At 57.2% G+C, this 25800-nt stretch carries 24 protein-coding genes; 7 read left to right on the forward strand and 17 right to left on the reverse strand.

The window, feature by feature from the left end; translation table 11 throughout:
- Positions 1-217: 217 nt before the first annotated feature.
- Positions 218-784, reverse strand: a complete 567-nt coding sequence (gene gmhB / locus DXXMK7_RS16645; RefSeq protein ID WP_038920043.1) for a D-glycero-beta-D-manno-heptose 1,7-bisphosphate 7-phosphatase — start codon at positions 782-784, stop codon at positions 218-220.
- Between the two features lie 180 nt (positions 785-964).
- Here gmhB and metN point away from each other — a divergent pair, with 180 nt between their 5' ends.
- The 6 genes from metN to proS all read left to right on the forward strand — a co-directional run bounded on the left by metN (position 965) and on the right by proS (position 6581).
- A complete protein-coding gene (gene metN, locus DXXMK7_RS16650) occupies positions 965-1996 on the forward strand; it encodes a methionine ABC transporter ATP-binding protein MetN (RefSeq protein WP_038920044.1) in 1032 nt (343 codons plus the stop codon).
- Positions 1989-2642 (forward strand): methionine ABC transporter permease MetI, encoded by a 654-nt coding sequence (locus DXXMK7_RS16655; RefSeq protein ID WP_038920045.1) that lies wholly within the window; start codon positions 1989-1991, stop codon positions 2640-2642. The genes metN and DXXMK7_RS16655 overlap by 8 nt, the downstream gene beginning before the upstream one ends.
- 63 nt (positions 2643-2705) lie before the next feature.
- A complete protein-coding gene (locus DXXMK7_RS16660; RefSeq protein WP_038920047.1) occupies positions 2706-3521 on the forward strand; it encodes a MetQ/NlpA family lipoprotein in 816 nt (271 codons plus the stop codon).
- A 114-nt stretch (positions 3522-3635) separates the two neighbouring features.
- A complete protein-coding gene (gene rcsF / locus DXXMK7_RS16665) occupies positions 3636-4043 on the forward strand; it encodes an Rcs stress response system protein RcsF (RefSeq protein WP_038666231.1) in 408 nt (135 codons plus the stop codon).
- Positions 4040-4747: a tRNA (N6-threonylcarbamoyladenosine(37)-N6)-methyltransferase TrmO gene (gene tsaA, locus DXXMK7_RS16670; protein WP_038920048.1), complete on the forward strand. Its 708-nt coding sequence runs from the start codon at positions 4040-4042 to the stop codon at positions 4745-4747. The genes rcsF and tsaA overlap by 4 nt, the downstream gene beginning before the upstream one ends.
- 115 nt (positions 4748-4862) lie before the next feature.
- Positions 4863-6581 (forward strand): proline--tRNA ligase, encoded by a 1719-nt coding sequence (gene proS, locus DXXMK7_RS16675; protein WP_038920049.1) that lies wholly within the window; start codon positions 4863-4865, stop codon positions 6579-6581.
- Between the two features lie 78 nt (positions 6582-6659).
- Here the strand turns inward: proS and rpoS are convergent, their stop codons facing one another.
- From rpoS to cysJ, 15 genes are all read right to left on the reverse strand, one after another.
- The gene (gene rpoS, locus DXXMK7_RS16680) at positions 6660-7652 is read right to left on the reverse strand and encodes an RNA polymerase sigma factor RpoS (protein WP_038666226.1); all 993 of its coding nucleotides are present in this window, start codon (positions 7650-7652) and stop codon (positions 6660-6662) included.
- Positions 7653-7705: 53 nt separating this feature from the next.
- A complete protein-coding gene (gene nlpD / locus DXXMK7_RS16685) occupies positions 7706-8926 on the reverse strand; it encodes a murein hydrolase activator NlpD (protein WP_038920050.1) in 1221 nt (406 codons plus the stop codon).
- Positions 8927-9233: 307 nt separating this feature from the next.
- Entirely contained in the window at positions 9234-9860 is a 627-nt protein-coding gene (locus DXXMK7_RS16690; RefSeq protein WP_038920051.1) for a protein-L-isoaspartate(D-aspartate) O-methyltransferase, read from the reverse strand.
- Positions 9861-9981: 121 nt separating this feature from the next.
- On the reverse strand, positions 9982-11031 hold the full coding sequence (gene truD, locus DXXMK7_RS16695) for a tRNA pseudouridine(13) synthase TruD (protein ID WP_038920052.1): 1050 nt from the start codon (positions 11029-11031) through the stop codon (positions 9982-9984).
- Complete coding sequence (ispF, locus tag DXXMK7_RS16700) at positions 11025-11522, reverse strand: 2-C-methyl-D-erythritol 2,4-cyclodiphosphate synthase (RefSeq protein ID WP_038666217.1); 498 nt, start codon at positions 11520-11522, stop codon at positions 11025-11027. Before ispF ends, truD begins: the two co-directional genes overlap by 7 nt.
- 3 nt (positions 11523-11525) lie before the next feature.
- A complete protein-coding gene (gene ispD, locus DXXMK7_RS16705) occupies positions 11526-12254 on the reverse strand; it encodes a 2-C-methyl-D-erythritol 4-phosphate cytidylyltransferase (protein ID WP_038920053.1) in 729 nt (242 codons plus the stop codon).
- A gap of 2 nt (positions 12255-12256) precedes the next feature.
- Positions 12257-12595 (reverse strand): cell division protein FtsB, encoded by a 339-nt coding sequence (ftsB, locus tag DXXMK7_RS16710; protein ID WP_038920054.1) that lies wholly within the window; start codon positions 12593-12595, stop codon positions 12257-12259.
- A gap of 215 nt (positions 12596-12810) precedes the next feature.
- Positions 12811-13155: a DUF3561 family protein gene (locus DXXMK7_RS16715; protein WP_038920056.1), complete on the reverse strand. Its 345-nt coding sequence runs from the start codon at positions 13153-13155 to the stop codon at positions 12811-12813.
- A gap of 123 nt (positions 13156-13278) precedes the next feature.
- A complete protein-coding gene (gene cysC, locus DXXMK7_RS16720; RefSeq protein WP_038666210.1) occupies positions 13279-13902 on the reverse strand; it encodes an adenylyl-sulfate kinase in 624 nt (207 codons plus the stop codon).
- A 1-nt stretch (position 13903) separates the two neighbouring features.
- On the reverse strand, positions 13904-15331 hold the full coding sequence (cysN, locus tag DXXMK7_RS16725) for a sulfate adenylyltransferase subunit CysN (protein WP_038920057.1): 1428 nt from the start codon (positions 15329-15331) through the stop codon (positions 13904-13906).
- Between the two features lie 11 nt (positions 15332-15342).
- Entirely contained in the window at positions 15343-16251 is a 909-nt protein-coding gene (cysD, locus tag DXXMK7_RS16730) for a sulfate adenylyltransferase subunit CysD (protein ID WP_038920058.1), read from the reverse strand.
- 10 nt (positions 16252-16261) lie between these two features.
- On the reverse strand, positions 16262-17683 hold the full coding sequence (gene cysG / locus DXXMK7_RS16735; RefSeq protein ID WP_038920059.1) for a siroheme synthase CysG: 1422 nt from the start codon (positions 17681-17683) through the stop codon (positions 16262-16264).
- A gap of 445 nt (positions 17684-18128) precedes the next feature.
- Positions 18129-18863 (reverse strand): phosphoadenylyl-sulfate reductase, encoded by a 735-nt coding sequence (locus DXXMK7_RS16740; protein ID WP_038920060.1) that lies wholly within the window; start codon positions 18861-18863, stop codon positions 18129-18131.
- Positions 18864-18875: 12 nt separating this feature from the next.
- The gene (gene cysI / locus DXXMK7_RS16745) at positions 18876-20591 is read right to left on the reverse strand and encodes an assimilatory sulfite reductase (NADPH) hemoprotein subunit (RefSeq protein ID WP_038920061.1); all 1716 of its coding nucleotides are present in this window, start codon (positions 20589-20591) and stop codon (positions 18876-18878) included.
- Positions 20591-22414, reverse strand: a complete 1824-nt coding sequence (gene cysJ / locus DXXMK7_RS16750) for an NADPH-dependent assimilatory sulfite reductase flavoprotein subunit (protein ID WP_038920062.1) — start codon at positions 22412-22414, stop codon at positions 20591-20593. The genes cysI and cysJ overlap by 1 nt, the downstream gene beginning before the upstream one ends.
- Before the next feature lie 292 nt (positions 22415-22706).
- Between cysJ and DXXMK7_RS16755 the strand changes: the two genes are divergently transcribed.
- Positions 22707-24440: a hypothetical protein gene (locus tag DXXMK7_RS16755; RefSeq protein ID WP_038920063.1), complete on the forward strand. Its 1734-nt coding sequence runs from the start codon at positions 22707-22709 to the stop codon at positions 24438-24440.
- A gap of 18 nt (positions 24441-24458) precedes the next feature.
- Here the strand turns inward: DXXMK7_RS16755 and DXXMK7_RS16760 are convergent, their stop codons facing one another.
- The gene (locus DXXMK7_RS16760) at positions 24459-25748 is read right to left on the reverse strand and encodes an ABC transporter substrate-binding protein (RefSeq protein WP_082170929.1); all 1290 of its coding nucleotides are present in this window, start codon (positions 25746-25748) and stop codon (positions 24459-24461) included.
- Positions 25749-25800 lie beyond the last annotated feature (52 nt).

Here is a 25800-nt window from a genome sequence, read left to right on the forward strand (position 1 = left end):
AGCAGTGCGACCGGCTTGCAGCCTGCTGTCGCGAGGTGGCGTATACTACGCTTTCCTCATTCAGAGTCAACGACTTTTTTCTCGTTTTCTCTGCCTCACACCGCGCTGGCTTGTCGCCGTTGCCGTGTCAGTGGATGCGCATTATAGGGATCCGAACGGGTTACACAACCACTTTCTCGATCTTTTTTTCCGTTCGCGCATTTTTCCACCCTTACGGCTATTTTACGTGCTGTTTGATCGTTTTTGGCAGGTCCGCCAGGCTATCTATTAGCCAATCAGCCAATTTTTCGCCTTCTTCGGTGATCGGTTTACCGGTTTTAACCAATACTTTCGTTCCTACCCCTGCTGCCTGCGCTGCCTGCATATCTTCAACTTTATCGCCCACCATATAAGAAGCGGCCATATCAATGTGCAAATGACGCTGCGCAGAGATAAACATCCCCGGCTGAGGTTTACGGCAATCACACTGTTGACGATATTCCCCTTCACCTGCATCAGGGTGATGCGGGCAATAATAGATACCGTCCAGGTCAACACCACGGTCGGCCAGCGACCAATCCATCCACTCGGTCAGTTGCATGAACTGATCTTCGGTAAACTTACCTCTGGCAATCCCTGACTGGTTGGTCACCAGCACCAGAGCAAAGCCCATTTTTTTGAGTTCATTCAAGGCGTCAATCACGCCGTCAATGAACTGGAACTGATCGATTTCATGGACATAGCCATGATCAACATTAATGGTACCGTCACGGTCGAGAAAAATTGCAGGGACGCTGTTTGCCACTTACCTTTGCTCCTGATGGCGTAAATTGTGCTTAGTATCGCATGTTTTCATCACCAGAGAGAATGTCATCCCTGACGGGATCTCGATTGACTTAGACGTCTAGACGCCTTAACATCCCCTCCACATTGGGTCGGAATATTATGGTTTCTTGTCCGGCCATCGTCATCTTTGATAAAACTTATGATTGAACTGATTAATATTACAAAGGTTTTCCAGCAAAAAGGACGCGCCGTCACTGCGCTGGACGACGTGACATTACGCGTGCCCGCGGGTCAGATTTATGGCGTGATTGGCGCATCAGGCGCAGGTAAAAGCACGCTGATTCGCTGCGTGAATCTGCTGGAAAGACCGACGCAGGGGAAAGTGTTGATCGACGGGAAAGAGCTGATGAGCCTGTCGGAAAGCCAATTAACGCGCACCCGCCGCCAAATCGGCATGATTTTCCAGCACTTCAATTTGTTGTCCTCACGTACCGTATTCGGCAATGTGGCGCTGCCGCTGGAGCTGGACAACACGCCCGTGGCTGAAATCAAACAGCGGGTGCATCAGCTTCTGGATTTGGTCGGGCTGTCGGACAAGCATGACGCCTATCCTGCTAATCTGTCCGGCGGGCAAAAACAGCGCGTCGCCATTGCCCGCGCGCTGGCAAGCAACCCCAAAGTTCTACTGTGCGATGAAGCAACCAGCGCACTGGACCCGGCCACAACCCGTTCTATTCTTGAATTGCTGAAAGACATCAATCGTCGGCTGGGGCTGACCATCCTGTTGATTACGCATGAAATGGATGTGGTTAAACGTATCTGCGATCAGGTGGCGGTTATCAGTAACGGCAAACTGATTGAGCAGGATACGGTCAGCGAAGTGTTTTCTCATCCGAAAACACCGCTGGCTCAGAAATTTATCCAGTCCACCCTGCATCTGGATATTCCGGATGACTATCAGCAGCGACTGTCGACAACGCCTCGCCCAGGCAGCGTACCGCTGCTGCGTATGGAGTTTACCGGCCAGTCGGTCGACGCGCCCTTATTGTCCGAAGTGGCCCGGACGTTCAACGTCAACAACAACATTATCAGCGCGCAGATGGATTACGCTGGCGGTGTGAAATTCGGCATCATGCTGGCCGAAATGCACGGGCAGGAAACCGACACCCAGGCAGCCATTGCCTTTCTGCAGCAACATCACGTGAATATTGAGGTATTGGGTTATGTCTGAAGCCATGCTCTGGTTGATTGCCCGCGGCGTTTGGGAGACCGTGGTGATGACATTCGTGTCCGGCTTTTTCGGTTTTATGCTGGGTTTGCCCGTCGGCGTGCTGTTGTATATCACCCGCCCCGGGCAGATTATCGCCAATCCTAAGCTTTATCGCAGCATTTCCGCGTTGGTGAATATTTTCCGCTCCATTCCTTTCATTATTCTGCTGGTGTGGATGATTCCTTTTACCCGAGTGATTGTAGGCACCGCAATTGGTCTACAGGCAGCGATTGTACCGTTAACGGTAGGAGCGGCGCCTTTTATCGCCCGCATGGTGGAAAACGCCCTGCTGGAAATTCCGACCGGGTTGATCGAAGCGGCACGCGCGATGGGCGCTACGCCGCTGCAGATTATCCGCAAGATTTTGCTACCCGAAGCCCTGCCCGGTCTGATCAACGCCGCCACTATTACATTGATTACGTTGGTAGGTTATTCAGCCATGGGCGGTGCGGTCGGCGCCGGTGGTCTGGGGCAGATTGGTTATCAGTATGGTTATGTCGGCTATAACGCCACCGTGATGAATACCGTGCTGGTCCTGTTGGTGGTTCTGGTTTATCTCATTCAGTTTTTTGGTGACAGAGCAGTTCGCGCGGTTACCCACAAATAACGGGTTTCACCATCGCGTCTATTATTCTTCGATGCAGGTTAAAACATTAAACAGAGGTAAAAAATGGCAATTAAATTGAAATCTCTCGCGGCGGTTGGTGCGTTGATTGGTGCGCTGGCGCTGGCCGGATGCGGTCAGGAGCAGAAGAACCCTAACCACATTAAAGTGGGCGTGATCGTCGGTGCCGAGCAGCAGGTAGCGGAAGTGGCGCAGAAAGTCGCCAAGGAAAAATACGGTCTGGATGTTGAACTGGTTACCTTTAATGATTACGTGCTGCCGAACGAAGCGCTGAGCAAAGGCGATATCGACCTGAACGCTTTCCAGCACAAACCGTACCTCGACCAGCAGATCAAGGATCGCGGCTATAAGCTGGTTTCCGTCGGCAACACCTTCGTGTATCCGATCGCCGGTTACTCCAAAAAAATCAAATCGCTGAATGACCTGCAGAACGGCGCGCAGATCGCCCTGCCGAACGATCCGACCAACCTGGGCCGTTCGCTGCTGCTGCTGCAGAAAGTGGGCTTGCTCAAACTGAAAGACAACGTTGGCCTGCTGCCGACCGTACTGGATGTGACTGAAAACCCGAAAAACCTGAAGCTGGTCGAACTGGAAGCGCCGCAGCTGCCGCGCTCTCTGGATGACGATCAGATTGCTCTGGCCATCATCAACACCACTTATGCCAGCCAGATCAACCTGACCCCGACCAAAGACGGTTTGTTCGTAGAAGAAAAAGACTCACCGTACGTTAACCTGCTGGTTGCTCGTGAAGACAATAAAGATGCAGAAAACGTGAAAAAATTCGTAAAGGCTTATCAGTCTGACGAAGTAAATCAGGCGGCGCTGAAAACATTTAATGGTGGCGCGGTGAAAGGATGGTAAGTTAATACTTACTTTCTTGCATAAAAGAGATGAAAGACGGGCAACTGCCCGTCTTGTTATTTTCTGTATTGCTTGCTTCAATAACCGCACTTTATCCAAGCCAGAGGAAAATTTATGCGTGCTGTACCTGTTCTGCTGTTGGCGTTTTCGCTGACAGGATGTTCCCTGCTGCACAAACCTGCTGCGCCGGCACCACAACCGCAGACACCAGTGGCTGTGGAACCTCCGCCGAAGCCGAAGCCGGTCACGCATCCCGCCCCTGCCGTGTTGTATAAAAGTGCCGAAGAGTTGGTAGGTAAGCCGTTCCGCGATATGGGTGAAGTGTCTGGTTCATCGTGCCAGGCCAGCGCGCAGGACACGCCGCCCAGCATTCCGTCTGCCCGAAGAAGAATGCAGAATCGCGCCACCGCCATGAAAGCCAATGCCGTGCTGCTGCATGACTGCCAGATCATCAGTAATGTAGCGGGATGCTACCGTCAGGCTGTCTGCCAGGGTTATGCACTGAAAGTTTCCGCGCAATGAGCCAATTTTGCTTTAATCAGATCGGCGTTATCCGCTCACCTTATAAAGAAAAATTTGCCGTACCCCGACAGCCCGGTCTGATTAAGGATGGCGGCGGAGAATTACATCTCCTCTCGCCTTATAACCAACCCGAGGCCGTACGCGGGCTCGAAGATTTCAGCCACCTGTGGCTGCTGTTCATTTTCCACCAGACAGCCTCCGCGGGCTGGCGCCCAACGGTCAGGCCGCCTCGTCTGGGCGGCAATGCCCGCATGGGCGTGTTCGCTACCCGCTCAACGTTTCGCCCTAACCCGATCGGTATGTCGCTGGTTGAACTGAAAGCGATACGCACCATGCGGGATAGCGTGATACTGGAGCTGGGCAGTCTGGATCTGGTGGACGGCACCCCGGTCGTGGACATCAAACCCTACCTGCCGTTCGCGGAAAGTCAGCCGCAGGCGCGGGCCGGTTTTGCCCAGTTGGCGCCCGAAGCCGATATGCCGATCCATTTTTCCGTTATGGCGGAGCAACAACTGACGGAACATCAGCAGCGTCACCCCAATCTGCGGCGTTTCATTAGCCAGGTGCTGGCGCAGGATCCCCGTCCGGCTTACCGTAAAGGAGAAGATGACCTCAAGGTCTATGCCGCGCGGTTGCTGGAATTTAATGTCAAATGGCAGGTTATTGACGGTCAAACGGAAGTCATCAGCCTTGATGCCGGTTAAAAAACGTGGCTGCGCCTTTTGGGGAACGGCCCGCACTGGTAAACTAAACCACTTTTTCTGCCTGAACCACGTTGTGGTTAATGCTATTTATTTGTTCTGACGGAACTCAAACATCATGCGTACAAGTCAATACATGCTCTCCACGCTGAAGGAGACGCCCGCCGATGCCGAAGTCATCAGCCATCAGTTGATGCTGCGAGCCGGGATGATTCGTAAACTGGCTTCCGGCCTTTATACCTGGTTGCCGACCGGGTTGCGGGTGCTGAAAAAAGTCGAAAACATCGTGCGTGAAGAAATGAACAATGCCGGCGCCATCGAAATTTCGATGCCGGTAGTTCAACCCGCCGACCTGTGGCAGGAAAGCGGCCGCTGGGAACAATATGGCCCGGAGCTGTTGCGCTTTGTTGACCGAGGCGACCGCCCGTTTGTGCTCGGCCCAACGCATGAGGAAGTCATCACCGATTTGATCCGCAATGAAATCAGCTCCTACAAGCAGTTGCCGCTGAATTTCTATCAGATCCAGACCAAATTCCGTGACGAAGTACGCCCGCGTTTTGGCGTAATGCGCGCCCGCGAGTTCCTGATGAAGGATGCCTACTCGTTCCACACCACGCAGGAATCCCTGCAGGTCACTTACGATGCCATGTACGCGGCCTACAGCAAGATTTTCAGCCGCATGGATCTCGATTTCCGCCCCGTACAGGCCGATACCGGCTCCATCGGCGGTAACGCATCACATGAATTCCAGGTTCTGGCCAGCAGCGGCGAAGACGACATCGTGTTCTCTACCGGGTCGGATTACGCCGCCAACATTGAACTGGCGGAAGCCGTTGCGCCGGAGCACGGCCGCGCGGCGCCGACTCAGGCCATGACGCTGGTGGATACCCCGAACGCCAAAACCATCGCCGAGCTGGTGGAACAATTCGCAGTGCCGGTGGAAAAAACCGTCAAGACCCTGCTGGTGAAAGCGACCGAAGAAAGCGGCCATAAGTTGGTTGCGCTGCTGGTGCGTGGCGATCATGAACTGAACGAAGTCAAAGCGGAAAAACTGGAGCTGGTCGCCAGCCCATTGACCTTCGCGACTGAAGAAGAAATCCGTGCGGTGGTTAAGGCCGGTCCGGGTTCGCTGGGGCCGGTAAATCTGCCGGTGCCGGTTGTGGTCGATCGTACCGTGGCAGCGATGAGCGATTTCAGCGCCGGCGCCAACATCGACGGCAAACACTATTTCGGCATTAACTGGGAACGCGATACCGCTCTGCCGCAGGTTGCCGATATCCGTAACGTAGTGGAAGGCGATCGCAGCCCGGACGGCAAAGGCACGCTGCTGATTAAGCGTGGTATTGAAGTCGGCCACATCTTCCAGTTGGGCAAGAAATACTCCGAAGCCTTGAAAGCAACGGTTCAGGGCGAAGACGGCCGCAATCAGACGCTGACCATGGGCTGCTACGGTATCGGCGTAACACGCGTGATCGCCGCCGCCATTGAGCAGAACCATGACGATCGCGGCATTATCTGGCCTGACGCCATTGCGCCGTTCCAGGTGGCGATTCTGCCGATGAACATGCATAAGTCCTTCCGCGTGCAGGAAGTGGCCGAGAATATCTATCAGCAACTGCGCGCCAACGGCGTCGATGTATTGCTGGACGATCGCAAAGAACGCCCCGGCGTGATGTTTGCGGATATGGAACTGATCGGCATTCCGCACACCATCGTGATCGGCGATCGCAATCTGGATAACGACGAGATCGAATACAAGCACCGCCGTAAAGGCGAAAAAGAGATGATCAAGGCCGGCGATATCGTCGAGTTCCTGCTGTCTCAGTGTACCCGATAACGCACGAACCTAATTGCAGATATAAAAAATGGTGGGGTATCCCACCATTTTTTTGTGCCATGTTAGTTATTGTGCGAGTTATTCGCGGAACAGTTCTTCGATGTCCAGCCCCTGCACCTGCAGGATCTCGCGTAAACGACGCAGCCCTTCTACCTGAATCTGGCGAACCCGTTCACGAGTCAACCCGATTTCACGACCCACATCTTCCAGCGTGGCGGCTTCATATCCCAGCAGGCCAAAACGGCGAGCCAGCACTTCACGCTGTTTTGCGTTCAGTTCAAACAGCCACTTAACGATATTCTGCTTCATATCGTTATCCTGCGTGGTATCTTCCGGGCCGTTATCCTTCTCATCGGCCAGAATATCCAGCAGCGCCTTTTCCGAATCCCCGCCCAGCGGCGTATCCACCGAGGTGATGCGCTCGTTGAGACGCAGCATACGGTTAACGTCATCTACCGGCTTATCCAGCCGCTCGGCGATTTCTTCCGCACTGGGCTCGTGATCAAGCTTGTGGGACAGTTCGCGTGCGGTACGCAGGTAGACATTCAATTCTTTGACGATATGGATGGGTAAACGGATGGTGCGAGTCTGATTCATGATGGCCCGTTCAATGGTCTGACGGATCCACCAGGTGGCGTAAGTCGAAAAGCGGAACCCGCGTTCAGGGTCAAACTTCTCGACTGCGCGGATCAAACCGAGGTTTCCTTCTTCAATCAGGTCCAGCAACGCCAGTCCCCGATTGTTGTAGCGGCGGGCGATTTTCACCACCAGCCGCAGGTTACTCTCGATCATGCGGCGGCGAGATGAAACATCGCCGCGCAGCGCCCGACGGGCAAAGTAAACTTCTTCTTCAGCGGTCAGAAGAGGTGAGTAGCCGATTTCTCCCAGATAAAGCTGGGTTGCATCCAGCACGCGCTGAGCAGTTCCTTGCGAAAGCAATTCCTCGTCGAGCAGGTCGCTATCGCCGGTTTCTTCCTCCGCCAGCGCTTTGTCGTCAAAAACGTCGATTCCATTCTCATCGAATTCAGCATCTTCATGTAACTCGTTAACTTTCAGCGTGTTTTGGCTCATAAGTGGCTCCTACCCGTGATCCCATGGCAGAATACCGAAATACTCTGCCCGATTTATCGCTGCGGAAGAAAACGCAGCGGGTTTACGGATTTCCCCTTGTAACGAATTTCAAAATGCAAGCGTACTGAACTGGTTCCGGTGCTACCCATGGTAGCAATTTGTTGACCCGCCTTTACCTCTTGTTGTTCCCGGACCAGCATGGTTTCGTTATGGGCATAGGCGCTCAGGTAATCATCATTATGTTTGATGATGATCAGATTACCGTAACCGCGTAACGCATTACCCGCATACACTACACGCCCGGATGCGGTAGCGATAACGGATTGCCCACGTGAGCCGGCGATATCAATCCCTTTATTTCCCCCCTCTGAGGCTGAGAAACTATCTATGACTTTCCCGTCTGTAGGCCAACGCCAGCTGGCAATTGCCGTGTTCGTTTGCGTCGGTTCGGTGGTCGGAAGCGTGGTCGCGGCTCCCGCCGTGGGCAACATCTTACCCACATTCTGTTTACCCGAACTTTCAGAATACGCATTAGTTGGTTGAGAATCAACCTGCGTAGTCTGCATTTGTGTTGCCGATGACGGCTGCGCGGCAGCTGCGGCGGCTGCGTTAGCCGGCAGCATATGACCGCTGCTGCTGGCGGTGGCGTTGCCTGACAGCATACGGCCGCTGCCAGAGGCTTTAGCGGCATTTTCAGGCAGCATATGACCGCTGTTGGACGGGCTGATTTCCACCGGTGCGGATGTCGTTACCGTCGTCGGCGCGCTGGCAATCGCCATGCCCTGGGTGCTACCGCCGGCATTCATATTGCTGCCGAGGCTTAACGACTGGCCCACATTCAGGCTGTAAGGTTCCTGAATGTTGTTGCGCTGCGCCAGTTCGCGATAATCGTTGCCGGTAATCCAGGCAATATAGAACAGGGTATCCCCGCGTTTGACGGTGTAGGTATTGCCGCTGTAGCTCCCTTTGGGGATGCTGTTATAGCTGCGGTTATAGACAATCTTACCTTCACGGGTAGTGACCCCCGCATCGCTGGGAGGGCGGCTGATGCCCGCCGAAGGAACGGTTTGAGTATTATTGCTCACGCTGCCCACGCTGGAAATGCGCGGCGGCGGCGAATAGGTGGTGGTACTGCCCGAACGACTTCCTGCGCCGTTATCTCCCACGCTGCTGATCGGGGCCGCCTGATTATTGTCATTTGCACAACCGGCCAATCCCAGAGTAATAACCGAACACACAGCGATCTGACGCCAGTTCACGATTTGGCTTCCCATGCGCCAAACTCCCCCTATAACCAAAAATGACGAAATCTGTCCGGTCCCGACGCGTATTTTCGTTCGGAACACCCTGATAAAGGCAGGCAATAATGCGAAGCGAGGAACGTAAAACGATTACCGTTTATTTTATTCGTCGACGCAAACAGGCGGTACCATAAGGTCTGTCTGGCGGTTACGCCATACCAACAGGGTCAGAATCACGGACAACGACGGGACACAGCCTATCAATATCAATCCGTTATCACCATAAGACAGTTGTATTGAAATTTTAAAGACGGACTTTTTACCGAGATTGGCAACGGTATCAGGCCAATTCTCCTTTGACCAGCGGAACAAACCGAACCATTTCCACCGTCTGAACGATAAACTCGCCGTTGCGGTGCAAAACGACCTGTAATGTCTGCTGCTCTTCGCCTACGGGCAAGACCATGACGCCGCCTTCGTCCAGTTGCGCCATCAGTGCGGACGGAATCTCCGGCGGCGCCGCCGTGACGATGATGGCGTCAAACGGCCCTTTGGACGCCCAACCTTGCCAGCCGTCGCCATGACGGGTGGACACATTGTGCAGGTCGAGTTGCTTAAGACGCCGCTTGGCCTGCCACTGCAGGCCTTTAATACGCTCCACCGAAAACACATGCCGCACCAGATGCGCCAGAATCGCGGTCTGATAACCGGAACCGGTGCCGATCTCCAGCACGCGGGACTCCGGCGTCAGCCGCAGCAGCTCGGTCATTCTGGCTACGATGTAAGGTTGAGAGATGGTTTGTCCGGAACCGATCGGCAGGGCGACGTTATCATAGGCTTTATGTTCGAACGCCTCGTCAACAAAACGCTCGCGAGGAACCGAGGCCATGGCCTGCAACAGGCGTTCGTCCTGAATTCCCTGCTGGTGAAGCTGCGCCAGCAACGTTTGCACGCGTTTATTCACCATTCCCCGTCAACTCCGGCGTTAGCCCACCTCATCAATTCGCCCCGTTCTCCGATAGCAAAGAAAATCGACAGCCCGTATCAGGATAAATCACGCGTCTGAAGCCGAAAAAAGCCGCCTGCTATCAGGCCGCCCACTCGTTTTCCTGTTGCACGGGAAGCAGTAGCTCCCGCACCACGCTGGTGGCGAAGCACCCTGCCGGCAACCAGAAGTGTAACTCAAGCGTGACGTCATCCCGCCATGACCAGCGCAGGTCTTGCGGATATAACATGACGGCGCGGCGCGCGCTGTCCACTCGCTCACGCGTCAGCAATGACAACAACAGCGTCTGGCCTTCCAGGCATTGCTGCTCGAACGCCAGCGCCTGCTCCTGCACACCTGATTCGCCCTGCCCCGGCAATGCGGCGGTAATCTGCAGTTCGCCGGCTATCACGCGCGACTGCGCCTCAGCCTGCTCTTCCGGCTTGACCACAAACCAACTGCCGCGGCCAGCCAGTTGCAGCGCATCGCCGGTCAACACCTGCGTTGCGCCATACGTCGCCAGACGCGCACTGGCCATCAGGTTGAATAACTCACTGCGCACGGCGGAAAGGTAGAAGCTGCGCTTGCTGCGATCCTTAACCCGAATCTCGTCATTCGCCCAGCGGCGGGCCTGTTCCAGATTGTTGCCGTCACGACCGAAACGCTGGCTGCCGAAATAGTTGGGCACGCCTTCACCGGCGATCAGCGCCAGACGGGCTTCAACATCGGCACGGTCGCTAACTTCGCGCAGCACCAGACTAAAATGGTTGCCGCGCAACGCGCCAATACGCAGTTTACGGCGATGACGCTGCGCTTCAAGAATTTCGCACCCTTCCAGCGCAAATGCCGCCCACGCCGGCTCCGCTTTGCCCGGCAAATGCAGGCAGAACCATTGTTCGGTTACCGCATGGCGATCTTTCAACCCGGCATAGCTGACGGAACGCGCCGGAATACCGGCGAACTTCGCCAGCGCTTCCGCCACAAACGTGGTGTTGCAACCGCGTTTGCGCACACGCACCAGCACATGCTCGCCATCGCCATCCGGTGCAAATCCCAGATCTTCGGCGACAAAAAAATCATCCGGCGATGCTTTCAGCCCCCCCGTTGCGGCCGGTTCGCCATGCAACCAAAACAGTGATTCACGCATTACCATGCCACCACGCCGGTAGCATCGCTCTTGACCAGCAACACCACCGCCTCGCAGGCAATCCCTTCGCCACGGCCGGTAAAGCCCAGCTGTTCAGTCGTGGTGGCTTTGACGTTGACATCATCCATGTGTGATTGCAGATCTTCGGCGATGTTGACGCGCATCTGCGGGATGTGCGGCGCCATTTTCGGCGCCTGCGCGATGATGGTGACATCAAGGTTGCCCAGTTGGTAACCTTTGGCGGTGATGCGACGCCAGGCTTCGCGCAGCAATTCGCGGCTGTCAATGCCGCGGTAGGCCGGATCGGTGTCGGGAAACAGTTTACCGATATCGCCCATCGCCGCCGCGCCCAGCAGCGCATCGGTGACGGCGTGCAGCACCACATCGCCATCGGAATGCGCCAGCAAGCCACGCTCATAGGGAATACGTACCCCACCGATCACCAGCGGACCTTCTCCGCCAAATTTATGCACATCAAAACCGTGACCGATACGCATCACTCAGGCTCCTTTATTATCTTGTTGATGATGATCCGGGCTACGCGTCAGATAAAACTCCGCCAGCGCCAGATCTTCCGGGCGCGTGACCTTGATGTTGTCTGCCCGTCCTGGAACAATCCGCGGACGATAGCCGCAATATTCCAGCGCCGACGCCTCGTCGGTAACGGTCGCGCCTTCGCGCAACGCTCGCTCCAGGCAGCCCCGCAGCAGCGCCAGCGGGAACAGCTGCGGCGTCAGGGCGTGCCACAGCGCCTCGCGCTCCACCGTATGGTCGATGACGCCATCCCGGCTCCGCTTCATGGTATCACGCACCGGCGCCGCCAAAATGCCGCCGACCTCACTTTGCCCGGTCAGCGCCAGCAGCCGGGACAGATCGTCCTGATGCAAACAGGGCCGCGCCGCGTCATGCACCAGCACCCAATCGGTGTGCGGCAACTGCAGTAAACCGGCCAGCACCGAATCGGCCCGCTGGCGGCCGCCGGTCACTACCTGAATACGCGGATCAGTTGCGAGGGGCAGTTCGGGAAAATAACGGTCATCGGCGCTGATGGCGATAACCACCCGTTGAATACGCGGATGACGCAACAAAGCCGCGACCGTGTGCTCAAGAATGGTTTTACCGCCGATGGAAAGGTACTGCTTGGGGCGGTCGCTCTGCATCCGGCTGCCGTTACCGGCCGCCGGCAAAACAGCAACCACCTCAGCCAAAGACTGATTTGGAGTAGACATACCTAGCGAGACGTCGATGATGAAGTGGAAGGGGCCGTCGACGGGTTCGCGCCGACGCGACGATCCGCCTGGTCGGCCACCAGACGATAAAAGCTTTCTCCGGGTTTAGTCATGCCCAGCTCGTTGCGCGCCCGTTCCTCAATGGCTTCCTGACCACCATTGAGATCGTCTATTTCCGCAAACAGCTGTTCGTTGCGGGATTTCAGTTTGACGTTGTTGGCCTGTTGCACCGCCACGTCATCCTTCACCCGCACGTAGTCATGAACACCGTTTTTCCCCAGCCAGAGCGAATATTGCAACCAACCGAGAAGAATCAACAATAACAGCGAAAGTTTTCCCATCCAGCCCCCTGAAAAGCCGCCTAATCATCCCATAACTTTTGTCAGGACTCCACCTTCGCCAACAGCATTCCCCTCCGGCAGGAAAAAGCCAGGCACACACCGGGTGGCGAAGGATAAAATTGCTCACACAGGGAAATAGTTTCACGAAAGGAGTAAATAATCTGAAATCGGTTTCTCTGAAATCGATATCCTGGTGAGATGCGTTGCCTGAGCCGCTACCACCCGGTGATCAGTAAGAACACCAGCCAGAACACGCCCGGAATGCTGACTGCGCAGCAGAACATCATCCACACCACATGATTCGGCAACAGCACGCGAAACAGCATGCCGATCAATACCGACAGGGGCATCAGCGCCAGAAAAAAGGGCCAGGTGTAAAGCATCAGCAATAGCGTGGAATTCAGGCCATACACGATAAACGGCAGAGAAAAAGCCAACCAGTAAAAGCAGAAGCCTGCCAGCGCCCCTACCAGCGGGCTGCAAGAAACGAAGGACGCGTCCTCCTCCTCGGCATGGTCGGCTTGCGTATTGCTATCAGGTAATGGCGTCACACTCTGCATCATCGTTCCTGCTTTACCCCATCACCGGGTAACCGTTGGGCCTGAAGACTGCCCCTTCGTCAGGCAAACGGCAGCGAGGCAAAACACGCATACCGTAGCGCCTGCAAAGGGGCAAGCTGAGGCTTAGATGATAGCTCGACCGTGCAGCATATCTAATAATTCAGCGACTAAATTTGTTACCAATTGTTGGCCGTCCAGATGCAATTCCGGCTGTTCCGGCGCCTCATAAACCGCGTCAATGCCGGTGAAATTGCGCAACTCGCCGGCACGGGCTTTCCTGTATAAACCTTTGGGGTCGCGGGCTTCACAAATAGCCAGCGGCGTATCGACGAACACTTCAAGAAACTGCTCCTGATCAAGCAGTTCTCGCACCATCTGCCGTTCAGCACGGTGCGGAGAGATAAACGCGGTTAATACAACCAGCCCGGAATCGACCATCAACCGGGCCACTTCCCCCACCCGGCGGATGTTCTCCCGCCGGTCGTCATCGCTGAATCCCAAATCCCGACACAGCCCATGCCGAACGTTATCGCCATCCAGCAGATAGGTGCTGACGCCACGGGCAAACAAGGCCTGCTCCAGTGCGCCGGCCAGCGTAGATTTGCCGGAACCGGACAGCCCGGTGAACCACACCACCACGCCACGGTGCCCATGTTGACGCTCACGGTCTTCGCGCGTGACCGCATGGTCGTGCCACACCACATTGTCGTCGGCCGGCGCGCCCGGCCGGGAATGCGTTTGCGCCACGTTATTTTCCTCCCAGCAGATCGCGCGCGCCCCAGTGCGGGAAGTGGCGGCGAATCAGCGCATTCAGTTCCAGCTCAAAAGCGCTGTAACTGCCGGTTTCCGCTTCCGCCAGCTCGACCGGCTCACGCACCAGCCCGGCGCCGACCGTCACGTTGCTCAGGCGATCGATAAAAATCATGCCGCCGGTGACAGAATTTTGCTGATATTTGTCCAGCACCAGCGGTTCATCAAAGGTCAGCTCGACCAGACCAATGCCGTTGAGCGGCAGCGACTCGGTAACCCGCTGAGTCAGCGTATTGATTTCCACCTGATAGTCGATGTTTTCCACCCGCGCGCGGGTTTTCTTACCGGTAATCTTGATGTCGTAGCTTTGTCCCGACACCAGCGGCTGCTCCGCCATCCACACCACATCCACCTTCGCGCTGCGTACCGGCTGGAGCGTTTCCTCGCTGCCGACCAGCAGGTCGCCCCGACTGATGTCGACTTCGCTGGACAACACCAGCGTCACCGCTTCGCCAGCCTGTGCCTGTTGCAGGTCGCTATCAAAGGTGACGATGCGGCTGACGCTGGACTCCACGCCGGACGGCAGCACTTTCACACGCTGTCCGACCCGCACCACGCCAGACGCCACCGTGCCGGCGTAGCCGCGAAAATCAAGGTTCGGGCGGTTGACGTACTGCACCGGGAAACGCATCGGCTGGCTCAGACTGCGGGAAGAGACATTGACCGTCTCCAGCACATCCAGCAGCGTCGGACCGCGGTACCAGTTCATGGTCGTGCTCGGCGTCGCGACATTGTCGCCATCCAGCGCGGAAATCGGCACAAAGGTGATATCCAGATCGGTCGGCAGTTGACTGGCGAAGTCCAGATAATCCTGTTTGAACTGCTCGAAGACCGCCTGCTGATACCCCACCAGATCCATCTTGTTGACCGCCACCACCAGATGACGAATGCCCAGCAGCGTGGCGATAAAGCTGTGGCGGCGAGTCTGATCCAGCACGCCCTTGCGCGCGTCGATCAGCAGGATCGCCAGCTCGCAGGTGGAAGCGCCGGTCGCCATATTGCGGGTGTACTGCTCATGCCCCGGTGTGTCGGCAATGATGAACTTGCGTTTTTCCGTGGAAAAATAGCGGTAAGCCACATCAATGGTGATGCCCTGCTCGCGTTCCGCCTGCAAGCCGTCCACCAGCAGCGCCAGATCGAGTTTTTCGCCCTGGGTGCCAAGGCGCTTGCTGTCATTGTGCAGCGTAGAGAGCTGATCTTCGTAAATCTGACGGGTATCGTGCAACAGTCGGCCGATCAGGGTGCTTTTGCCATCGTCAACGCTGCCGCAGGTCAGAAAACGCAACAGGCTTTTGTTCTGCTGTGCGTGAAGATAAGCCTCAACCCCGCCCTGATCGGCAATCTGTTTTGCAATACTATGATTCATTTGACGATTCCTCAGAAATACCCTTGACGCTTTTTCAGCTCCATCGAGCCGGCCTGATCGCGGTCAATCACCCGTCCCTGACGCTCGCTGGTGGTCGACACCAGCATCTCTTCAATGATTTCCGGCAGCGTCTGCGCCTGCGATTCCACCGCGCCGGTCAGCGGCCAGCAGCCGAGCGTACGGAAACGCACCATGCGCTGGGTAATTACTTCGCCAGGCTGCAGGTCGATGCGGTCGTCGTCCACCATCAGCAACATGCCGTCGCGCTCCAGCACCGGACGCTCAGCGGCCAGATACAGCGGCACGATATCGATATTTTCCAGATAGATGTACTGCCAGATATCCAGTTCGGTCCAGTTGGACAGCGGGAACACACGGATGCTCTCGCCCTTGTTGATCTGGCCGTTATAGTTGTTCCACAGCTCCGGACGCTGGTTTTTCGGGTCCCAGCGATGGAAGCGATCGCGGAAAGAGTAGATACGCTCTTTGGCGCGGGATTTCTCCTCGTCGCGGCGGGCGCCGCCGAACGCGGCGTCAAAGCCGTACTTGTCCAGCGCCTGTTTCAACCCTTCGGTTTTCATGATGTCGGTATGCTTGGCGCTGCCGTGCACAAACGGGTTGATGCCCATCGCTACCCCTTCCGGGTTGCGGTGCACCAACAGTTCGCAGCCGTAGGCTTTGGCGGTACGATCACGGAATTGGTACATTTCGCGGAATTTCCAGCCGGTATCCACATGCAGCAGCGGGAACGGCAGCGTGCCCGGAAAGAACGCCTTACGGGCCAGATGCAGCATCACGGAGGAGTCCTTGCCGATGGAATACATCATCACCGGGTTGCTGAACTCAGCCGCTACCTCACGAATGATATGAATACTTTCCGCTTCAAGCTGTTTTAAATGCGTGAGTCTTTTCTCGTCCATAACCTTAACCTTAAGCCAGATTCACCACGGCCGAGCGCCCGTCAGTCGGCGTCATCCGCGCTTGTTCACCAAACCAGGCGATGTGTTGATGTAAATTCACCACCTCGCCAATCACCAGCAGCGCCGGCGTCGGAGCCTGCTGCGCCAGTTGTTCCAGTTCCGTCAGCGTGCCGGTCAGCACCTGTTGATCCTGCCGCGTGCCGCGGCCGATTACCGCCACCGGCGTGTGCGGCGCCCGGCCATGCGCGATCAACTGCTGGCTGATTTCCGCCGACTTGACCGCACCCATGTAAATAGCCAGTGTCTGTCGGCCGCGCGCCAGCGTCGACCAATCCAGCGCGTCGCCATCCGGGCGGCAGTGCCCGGTGATAAATATCACGCTCTGCGCGTAATCCCGGTGCGTCAGCGGAATGCCGGCATACGCCGTGGCGCCAGCCGCCGCGGTGATGCCCGGCACCACCTGAAACGGAATCCCCGCCTGCGCCACCTGCTGCAGCTCTTCGCCGCCACGACCAAAAATAAAGGGGTCGCCGCCTTTCAGCCGCACTACCCGCTTGCCTTCCTGCGCCAGCCTCACCAGCAGCGCGTTAATCTCGTCTTGCGGCAGCAGATGCGCGCTGGCGCGTTTACCGACGCAAATCCGCTCCGCGTCACGGCGCACCAGATCCAGCACCTCATCGCTGACCAGATGGTCGTAAAGCACCACATCCGCCTGCTGAATCACCTGCAGGCCGCGCAGCGTCAGCAAACCGGCGTCGCCCGGCCCGGCGCCAACCAGCGCCACCTCGCCTTGCTGAATATCGGGCTGCGCCAGCTGCTGTTCCAGTTCCTGCTCGGCCTGCGCCAGTTGCCCGGCGGCCACCAGACTGGAAAAACGACCGGTAAAAATGCGCTCCCAAAAACGACGGCGTTCCGTTATCGACGCCAGCCGCTGCTTGATGCGGCCGCGCCATTTTCCGGCCAGCGCCGCCATCTGCCCCAGACGGGCGGGCAGCAGCGCCTCCAGTTTTTCCCGCAGCAAACGCGCCAGCACCGGCGCCTGACCGCCGGACGAAATCGCCACCATCAGCGGCGAGCGGTCGATCAGCGAAGGAAAAATGAATGAGCATTTGGGCTGATCATCCACCACGTTGACCAGCAACTGACGGCGATTGGCTTCCTCAAATACCGTGGCATTCAGCGCGGCATCATCGGTCGCGGCAATCACCAGAAACACGTTATCCAGCAGCGCAGGCGAAAATTCCTGCGCGACCCATGCCAGCCGACCCGCCTGATGCTGCTCATGCAGCGGCTCGCACAGCGACCGCGCCGCCACCCGAACCTCAGCCCCGGCGCGCTGCAGCAGGTCAATCTTGCGGGTTGCCACCTCGCCGCCCCCGACGACCAGCACGGGGCGTTGCCGGAGATCGGCGAATATAGGGAGATAGTTCACAGATGCCTTTACTAAGCTAAAAATTTTATAAAGCGACTATAAAACGTGAAGAGAAAGGTTATGAAATGCCGAATTAGTATGATTAGTTCCGTAATGGAATAACAAACCATGCGGGAAAGAATAAAAACGCTTAATAACGGTTTTCATGACTATTTTTACACTTCGCGTTCACCTGGGCCTGCTTCGGGCAGGCGGAAACATCAGCACGCAGGCGGTGACGTTTCACAAAAATACGGCTGATAATCTTCAAGACGCTGTTGACGTAGGTACCACCGGACTTCCTGAAGCCAGGGCTGAAGATGCAGCACCGCCCGGCTGAATGTCACGCCAGATAACTACCCGTAATTATCATACAGGTTAATCATCGTCTGGTTGATACCCGCGATCGGGATGGGTCGACTCGGTGCTGCTGCTGCCGTCACATTCATCCATAAAAGGATAATAGTCAGCCTTCATGCAGCCCGCATTCGCGTTTCAGGCCGAAGAAACGGGTTTCTTCCTCGCTCATGCCCGGTTCCCACTTGCGGGTGGTATGAGTATCACCCACCGACAGATAGCCCTGTTCCCATAGCGGGTGGTAGCTCAATCCGTTGGCTTTCAGGTACTGGTACACCGTGCGGTTATCCCAGTCGATGATCGGCAAAAACTTGAATACGCCGCGCTTGATCGCCAGCACCGGCAACCCTTCGCGGCTGCCCGACTGTTCACGGCGCAGACCGGCGAACCAGGTGCCGGCGCGCAGTTCTTGCAACGCCCGATCCATCGGCTCGACTTTATTGATCTGGTTGTACTGCTCAATGCCGGTCAGCCCCTGCTCCCACAGTTTGCCGTAACGCGCCTCCTGCCAGGCGGGAGACTGCGCGGCACGGTAAACCTGAAGGTTAAGACCCAACTGTTCGGTCAGTTGATCGATGAACTGATACGTCTCTGTAAACAGATAACCGGTATCGGTGAGGATCACCGGAATATCCGGCCGCTGTCGGGTAACCAGATGCAGGCACACCGCTGCCTGAATGCCGAAACTGGAGGAAAGCACAAACTCGCCCGGCAGGTTTTCCAGCGCCCAGCTGACGCGCTCCTGCGCGGACAGACTCTCCAGCTGTTGGTTAACGTCCGCCAGCGCGGCGGCCTGTTCCGGTTGGGGCAAGGCGCGCAGCGCCTCCAGATTCAACATAGACATCAGGTTCTCCTGTCAGTCGTAAAAATCAACGGCGGGATCCAGCACCGGTTTAACGATGCCGACACGGATCGCAAAATCGCCAAACCCTTCGCCGCTCTCGCGTTCGCTGGCCCAGCGCCCGACCAGTTGGTCGATATCGGCCAGAATCTCTTTCTCGGTGATGTTCTCCCGATACATGCGCGGAATACGCGTGCCTTCGCGGTTGCCGCCGATATGCAGGTTGTAGCGGCCGATGGCTTTACCCACCAGACCGATTTCCGCCAGCATGGCGCGGCCACAGCCATTAGGGCAGCCGGTCACGCGCAACACGATATGGTCGTCACCCACGCCATGCGCCTGCATGATGGCTTCCACCCTGGTGACAAACTCCGGCAGGAAGCGCTCCGCCTCGGCCATCGCCAGCGGGCAGGTCGGCAGCGATACACAGGCCATCGAATTCTGACGCTGCTCGGTGACGCTGTCGTCGATCAGGCCATACTGGCGCGCCAGCGCCTCGATTTTGGCTTTGTCGCGGGTAGCGACGCCGGCCACGATCAGGTTCTGGTTGGCGGTCAACCGGAAATCGCCCTTGTGGATTTTGGCGATCTCCGCCATGCCGGTTTTCAGCGGGCGCCCCGGATAATCCAGAATGCGGCCGTTTTCAATAAACAGCGTCAGGTGCCATTTATTGTCGATCCCTTTCACCCAGCCGATGCGATCGCCGCGACCGGTAAACGCATACGGGCGAACGGCCTCAAAAGTGATGCCGGCGCGGCGCTCCACTTCCTGTTTGAACGTCTCGACGCCCACCCGTTCCAGCGTGTATTTAGTCTTGGCGTTCTTGCGGTTGGTGCGATTGCCCCAGTCACGCTGAGTGGTCACCACCGCTTCAGCTACCGCCAGCGTGTGCGCTAATGGAATATAGCCCAATTCGCTGGCGGTGCGCGGATAGGTGGCCTTGTCGCCGTGGGCGATAGACAGACCGCCGCCTACCAGCACGTTAAAACCTACCAGTTGGCCGTTATCTGAAATGGCAACAAAGTTCAAATCGTTGGCGTGCAGATCCACATCGTTCTGCGGCGGGATCACCACCGTAGTCTTGAACTTGCGCGGCAGATAGGTCGCCCCCAGAATCGGCTCCTCGTCGGTGGTGGCGACTTTTTCCTTATTCAGCCAAATCTCGGCGTAGGCGCGGGTGCGCGGCAGCAGGTGCTCGGAAATCGTCTTCGCCCATTCATAGGCCTGCTGATGCAGCTCTGACTCCACCGGGTTAGAGGTGCACAGCACGTTACGGTTGACGTCGTTGGCGGTCGCCAGCGCATCCAGCCCAACCTCATGCAACAGTTGATGGGCGGATTTCAGGTCGGACTTCAGAATGCCGTGAAACTGGAACGTCTGGCGGTTAGTGATGCGGATGCTGCCGTACAGCGTCTTTTCACCGGCGAACTGGTCGATGCCGAGCCACTGCTTCGGCGTCATCACCCCGCCCGGCAGGCGGCAGCGCAGCATCATGGCATGACGCGGCTCCAGCTTCTGCTCCGCGCGCTCGGCGCGGATATCGCGGTCATCCTGCTGATACATGCCGTGAAAGCGAATCAGCAGAAAGTTGTCGCCGTTAAAGCCGCCGGTCAGGCCGTCGCTCAAATCCTCTGTAATCGTGCCGCGCAGGTAATTGCTTTCCAGCTTCAAACGCTCGGCATCAGCCAGCTTGCCCTCGACCACCAGCGGACCAGAATATCTTTCGCTCATTAGTACACATCTCTCTGATAACGCCGCTCAAGACGCAGCTCGCTTAAAAACTCATCCGCCTGTTCGGCGTCCATTCCGCCGTGTTCAGCCACCACGGCCAGCAGCGCCTGCTCTACATCCTTCGCCATGCGATTGGCGTCGCCGCAGACATAAATATGGGCGCCATCCTGAATCCAGCGCCACACATCCGCGCCTTTTTCACGGATTTTGTCCTGTACGTAGACCTTGTGCGCCTGATCGCGCGACCAGGCCAGATCGATAGTCGTCAGCAGCCCGTCTTTCACGTAGCGCTGCCACTCCACCTGATAGAGGAAATCTTCGGTAAAGTGCGGGTTGCCGAAGAACAGCCAGTTTTTACCGCCGGCGCCTTCAGCCTCACGCTGCTGCATAAACGCGCGAAACGGCGCGATGCCGGTGCCCGGACCAATCATGATTACCGGCGTTTCGGGGTTGGCGGGCAGGCGGAAATTATCATTGTGCTCAATGAACACGCGAACGTCGCCGTCCTCTTCCAACCGGTCCGCCAGATAGCCTGACGCGCCGCCGCTACGCGCACGGCCTTCATACTCATAACGCACGGCGCCGACGGTGATGTGCACTTCGCTGCCGACATCGTCCTGCGACGAGGCGATGGAATAGAGGCGCGGCGTCAACGGACGCAGCAATCCGGTGAGCTGTTCCGGCGTCAGTTCCACCGGCGCTTCACGCACCATATCCACCAGCGGAGTACGCTGTGCGTACTGCTGTAGCGCGGATTTATCGGCAACCAGCCCCAGCAACGCCTCGTTGCGGGACAACGCCGCGTATTTGGCGACAATCGGCGCGGTATTTTGCGTCAGTTCGAAATGGCGTTGCAGCGCTTCGCTCAACGGCAGGGTATTGCCGTCCACGACAACGGATTCGTCGCCTTTCAGCCACAACAATCCCAGCAGTTCCTGCACCAGCGCCGGGGCGTTCTCATACCAGACACCGAGCGCATCACCCGGCTGATAATGCAGTCCGGAATCGCCCAGATCGATTTCGATATGACGAACGTCTTTCTCCGAGTTGCGGCCGGTGATCTTCTGGTTGACCGACAGCGATGCGGTGTAAGGCGCCTCTTTGTGATAGGGGCTGGTGGTGATGGCGTTGACCTGACCGCTGGCCGCGGTTTGCACCGCCACCGCCGTCTGGCTGGCAAAGCGCGTCTTCAACGTTTCCACAACCTGACGACGCCACTGCTCCGCCAGCGGCTGGAATTCCACATCGGCATCGACGCGATCGAGCAGGCGTTCGGCGCCTAACTCAGCCAGACGGCCGTCAAAATCCTTACCCGCCTTGCTGAAAAACTCGTACGAGGTATCGCCGAGGCCGAACACCGCAAACGCGGCGCCCGCCAGCGACGGCGCTTTCTTCGAAAACAGGAATTTGTGCAACGCCACGGCTTCTTCCGGCGGCTCGCCTTCGCCCTGCGTCGAGGTGACGACCAGCAGCAGTTTTTCCTGCGCAATCTGTTTGAATTTGTAGTCGCCGGCATTCACCAGCGTCACCGGCAGGCTGGCCGCCAGCAGATCGTCGCGCACCTGCTCCGCCACGCGGCGGGCATTGCCGGTCTGAGAGGCGGAAATCAGCGTGATGGACGCCGGCGGCGCCGCGTCAACCGCTGGCGCCGCCGCTGCAACCGGTACGGCAAGCGCGCCGGGCTGCTGCTGAATCACGCCCCAGAAATAGCCGGACAACCAGGCCAGTTGCGTCGGTGAAAGATCACCGGTCGCGGCCTGAAGACGCGAAAGTTGCTCCGCGCTCAACGGGAGCAGCGGAGTCGGAGAAGCCGGAGTTGTCATTGTAGTGTCGGTATCCTTGTTCTGGTCGCGGGCGCTAATGCCGGGTTGCCGCAATAGTCAAATTCATGAAATAGAAAGTCAGATGGGACATAAGGTAACCATCCCCATCTTAACAATTAAAGACATGATGGAAATATTTAATAACCAAAACGACTAAATGGTTTTTTTGATAACACTTATTGCTTTAAGTGTTATTGATCACAATTTACTGCATTGATTATTTTAATGTTTCTTTTGCGCCATCGCGCCGGCGTTATACTCGATGCTCTGTGGTTCGGGGAGCACACCGATTATGTGGCAGCGTCGCGCACTGGAACTGAACACCCAGGATATCTGGCACTGGCGGCATATTACCGCGCTGGCGGACTACGCCCGCCGTTACGGTTTCAATACGCTGGTGCTGGGACAGGCGGACCTGCTGGACAAGCTGGTGACGCCGCCCGCCTATCAACATGCCCGCTTTGACGATCGCATCAGCAGCCAGCAACGCTCGCGCTGCGTCTATCTCAATCAGGTCGCCGCCTATTGTCGCGAACAGGGGCTGGCGCTGTACCTGCAATGCAAGGAGCTGGCCTTCCCCACCGATCTATTGCTGCAGCACCCGCAGTTGCTGGACGACGCGCGTCAATTCCGTATCGACACCCATTTCTGGTGCGATTATCTGGCCGCTAAAGTGGATCTGTTGATGCAGCAGATCCCGCGTTTGAGTGGATTGATGCTGGCGATTTCCAACAGCGATAGCCTGATACGTTTTGCTCCGCCGCCCGGCGAAGAGATGCAAAACGGCATTATTTCACCGACGATGCCACCGGCAATGCCGCCAACACTAGACAGCGAACCAATTTACCGGCAATTGTTTACCGCCGTTTCCCGCGTCGTTCACGCCCATCAGCGTCATCTGGTCTTGCGCGCCTTTCCGGCCAATCATCACGATATGTCTCACGTACTGGAGGCCATCCGCAGCCTGCCGGTCACCGTCTCCGCCGCCATCAAGATGACGCCGGAACGCTTCTGGCCGGAATTCCCCAACAACCCGGCGCTGCTGGAGCTGGATGACCGGGAGATTTGGGTCGAGTTGGATCTGGCGGGCGAGGAAGTCGGCTGGGGCAATCTGCCGTTTCTGCGTTACACCGAGATTCAGGGGCGGTTGCTGTGGTGTCGGGAAAAGAACCCGGCCATCGTCAGCGCAGCCTGCCGCATCAGTTGGGACGGCGTCGATAACCACAGCGTGCTGGGGTCGTTGAGCGAATTCACGCTGTTCGCCTGCGCACGCCTGTTGAACGACAGCGCGCCGCCGGTTAACGAAAGCGAACTGTTTCGCCAGTGGCTGGCGGAATGCTGGCAATGGCAGCCGGACGATGCGGTCCGTCACACCATGCGCGCCCTGCTGGAACAGGCGCAGCAAGCGCTGTCGTTGTCGCTGTATGCGCGTCACCATGTGTTCCACCGCCATAGCCTGCTGCCGTCCAGTTACGGTCAGGCGGTGTGGAGTTTGTACGGTCAACTCAACCGCAACCACTGGTTGCCCGGTTCCGGGCGCGACATCACCTTTGATCGCCGCGAAACGGAACTGGCTTCCCAGAATCTGTACCAGATTGTGCGGGAGAAAGATGCGGCCTGGCAGTTGGCCGACCAGAGCCAGCAGGCCGCCAGCCAGTTTGCCCGCGACCACGACCTGCCGGAACCGCTGCGCCAGCGCTGGCAGCAGGAATGGCGCGGCCTGGCGCTCTATTGCCGCGCCTTCGTCCATGCCCAGAAAGCCTTTTTCACCCTGCACTACTGCCAGCGGGTGGAAAACAACTGGACGCTGCGTGAAATCGCCAAAACCAATATTCAGGCGCTCTACGGCATCGCGCATGAAATGGACGATTTCTGCCTGCAACACCGGGACTACCCGGTGAGTATGCACGTCATGTTTGATGCCGCCCGCCCGCGCGCGCTGGCAGACAGCCTGCAACAACAGCTGACTGTGCTGACGCAGGACACCGGCGGCGGTCATCAGGCGGCGTCACGTCACGAGGCGTAACGCCGCCGGGCCGGTAAATCAGCGGATCACTCGTTTCAGGATGCGGTTGCCCGTGTCGTTGAAATTCTTCGCCGACGTCTCCACGCTCCTGTTGCCGTAATCCAGTTGTTCAACCGTTTGCAGAATCAGGCTGGCCAATTGCGGATCTTCAATATACGAGGACACTGGCGTCTGCATCGGTTTTTCCAGCGCCTGCATCAGCCCTTTCACCGCCAGATCCTGCGTATCCAGCCGCTGACTGTCCTGCAACGCCTGACGCGCCACCCGGCTGAGCGGTACGCCGCGCTCGGTGCCCATCAGCAGGCTGCCTTCCGGGTCATTCATCAGGAAATTGAGCAGCAGCGCCGCTTCTTTCGGGTGTTTGCTGCTTTTGCTGATGGCAAACAGCATCGATGGTTTGAAGAATTGCCCCGGATTGTCGGAGCCCGGCGTCATCATGTACGGCCCCAGCTCCAGTCTGGCGGGCGGCGCCAGCGGTTCGGCGTATTTTTTCACCACCGAGGCCCAGAGCTGCGCCCCGCCGTATTCGCCGTTGATCCACGGCCTTGTCTCAAACACCCCGGCTTTGCCAAAGGCGTTGTAGTATTTCGCCGACGGAATGACATGATCATCCACCAGCCGTTTGTAGAAACGAAACGCCTCCAGCCACTGCGCCTCGGTGTAATTGAAGCGTTTGTTCTGCTCGTCAATCATGCCGATATGAAATTTCTGGGTCATATAGGTGTTGAGAAGCTCCAGCAATCCCTCGCCGCTATCCTGCGCCGGGGAAGCCAGCGGGAAGTAGTTGTCGCCGAGCTTATCCCTGAACACCTTGCCAGCCTGGAACAGCTCCTCCCAGGTGGTCGGGTACGCCAGACCGGCCTTTTTCCAGGTATCGACGTTGTAATACATCACCAGCCCGTTGAGCGAAGTGGAGATGGCGTTGACTTTGCCGTCCACCGTGGTCAGCGCATCCGCCGGAAAATCCTGCAGTTTTAGGGTCTCTTTCAGTTTGTTCAAATCGTAAAAGCCGGTACCGGTGCGGGAGAAGATCGGTATCCAGTTCCAGTTGATCTGCACCACGTCCGGCTCTTCGCCGCTGGCGATTTGGGTGGTCAGGCGCGAGAGGTAGCCATCCCAGCCGGTATATTCGGCTTTGACCGTGATCCCCGGGTATTTTTTCTGAAAGGCTTCAATGGCGGCCAACGTGGCCTGATGACGGCTGTTGCCGCCCCACCAGGACATACGCAATGTCACCTGCTCCGCGGCCTGAACCTGGCCCAGCACGGTAAACGCCAACAACACCAGTCCTACCAGCAATTTCATCATGTCCCCGATCCTCTTTATGTTGTTATTTCAGGGCGGAAGGTTAATCAGGCAG

Origin of the sequence: Dickeya sp. MK7, assembly GCF_000406305.1 — a bacterium.
Taxonomy (GTDB): Bacteria; Pseudomonadota; Gammaproteobacteria; order Enterobacterales; family Enterobacteriaceae; genus Dickeya; species Dickeya fangzhongdai.

Excerpts from the sequence above, each read along its gene's own strand:
- ispD (WP_038920053.1), bottom strand. The coding sequence starts at position 12,254 with ATGTCTACTCCAAATCAGTCTTTGGCTGAGGTGGTTGCTGTTTTGCCG.
- ispF (WP_038666217.1), bottom strand. The coding sequence starts at position 11,522 with ATGCGTATCGGTCACGGTTTTGATGTGCATAAATTTGGCGGAGAAGGT.
- proS (WP_038920049.1), top strand. The coding sequence starts at position 4,863 with ATGCGTACAAGTCAATACATGCTCTCCACGCTGAAGGAGACGCCCGCC.
- rpoS (WP_038666226.1), bottom strand. The coding sequence starts at position 7,652 with ATGAGCCAAAACACGCTGAAAGTTAACGAGTTACATGAAGATGCTGAA.
- cysJ (WP_038920062.1), bottom strand. The coding sequence starts at position 22,414 with ATGACAACTCCGGCTTCTCCGACTCCGCTGCTCCCGTTGAGCGCGGAG.
- truD (WP_038920052.1), bottom strand. The coding sequence starts at position 11,031 with ATGGTAATGCGTGAATCACTGTTTTGGTTGCATGGCGAACCGGCCGCA.
- DXXMK7_RS16715 (WP_038920056.1), bottom strand. The coding sequence starts at position 13,155 with ATGCAGAGTGTGACGCCATTACCTGATAGCAATACGCAAGCCGACCAT.
- DXXMK7_RS16660 (WP_038920047.1), top strand. The coding sequence starts at position 2,706 with ATGGCAATTAAATTGAAATCTCTCGCGGCGGTTGGTGCGTTGATTGGT.
- ftsB (WP_038920054.1), bottom strand. The coding sequence starts at position 12,595 with ATGGGAAAACTTTCGCTGTTATTGTTGATTCTTCTCGGTTGGTTGCAA.
- DXXMK7_RS16760 (WP_082170929.1), bottom strand. The coding sequence starts at position 25,748 with ATGATGAAATTGCTGGTAGGACTGGTGTTGTTGGCGTTTACCGTGCTG.
- rcsF (WP_038666231.1), top strand. The coding sequence starts at position 3,636 with ATGCGTGCTGTACCTGTTCTGCTGTTGGCGTTTTCGCTGACAGGATGT.
- tsaA (WP_038920048.1), top strand. The coding sequence starts at position 4,040 with ATGAGCCAATTTTGCTTTAATCAGATCGGCGTTATCCGCTCACCTTAT.
- cysN (WP_038920057.1), bottom strand. The coding sequence starts at position 15,331 with ATGAATCATAGTATTGCAAAACAGATTGCCGATCAGGGCGGGGTTGAG.
- metN (WP_038920044.1), top strand. The coding sequence starts at position 965 with ATGATTGAACTGATTAATATTACAAAGGTTTTCCAGCAAAAAGGACGC.
- cysD (WP_038920058.1), bottom strand. The coding sequence starts at position 16,251 with ATGGACGAGAAAAGACTCACGCATTTAAAACAGCTTGAAGCGGAAAGT.
- DXXMK7_RS16690 (WP_038920051.1), bottom strand. The coding sequence starts at position 9,860 with ATGGTGAATAAACGCGTGCAAACGTTGCTGGCGCAGCTTCACCAGCAG.
- DXXMK7_RS16740 (WP_038920060.1), bottom strand. The coding sequence starts at position 18,863 with ATGTCTATGTTGAATCTGGAGGCGCTGCGCGCCTTGCCCCAACCGGAA.
- DXXMK7_RS16655 (WP_038920045.1), top strand. The coding sequence starts at position 1,989 with ATGTCTGAAGCCATGCTCTGGTTGATTGCCCGCGGCGTTTGGGAGACC.
- DXXMK7_RS16755 (WP_038920063.1), top strand. The coding sequence starts at position 22,707 with ATGTGGCAGCGTCGCGCACTGGAACTGAACACCCAGGATATCTGGCAC.
- nlpD (WP_038920050.1), bottom strand. The coding sequence starts at position 8,926 with ATGGGAAGCCAAATCGTGAACTGGCGTCAGATCGCTGTGTGTTCGGTT.
- cysI (WP_038920061.1), bottom strand. The coding sequence starts at position 20,591 with ATGAGCGAAAGATATTCTGGTCCGCTGGTGGTCGAGGGCAAGCTGGCT.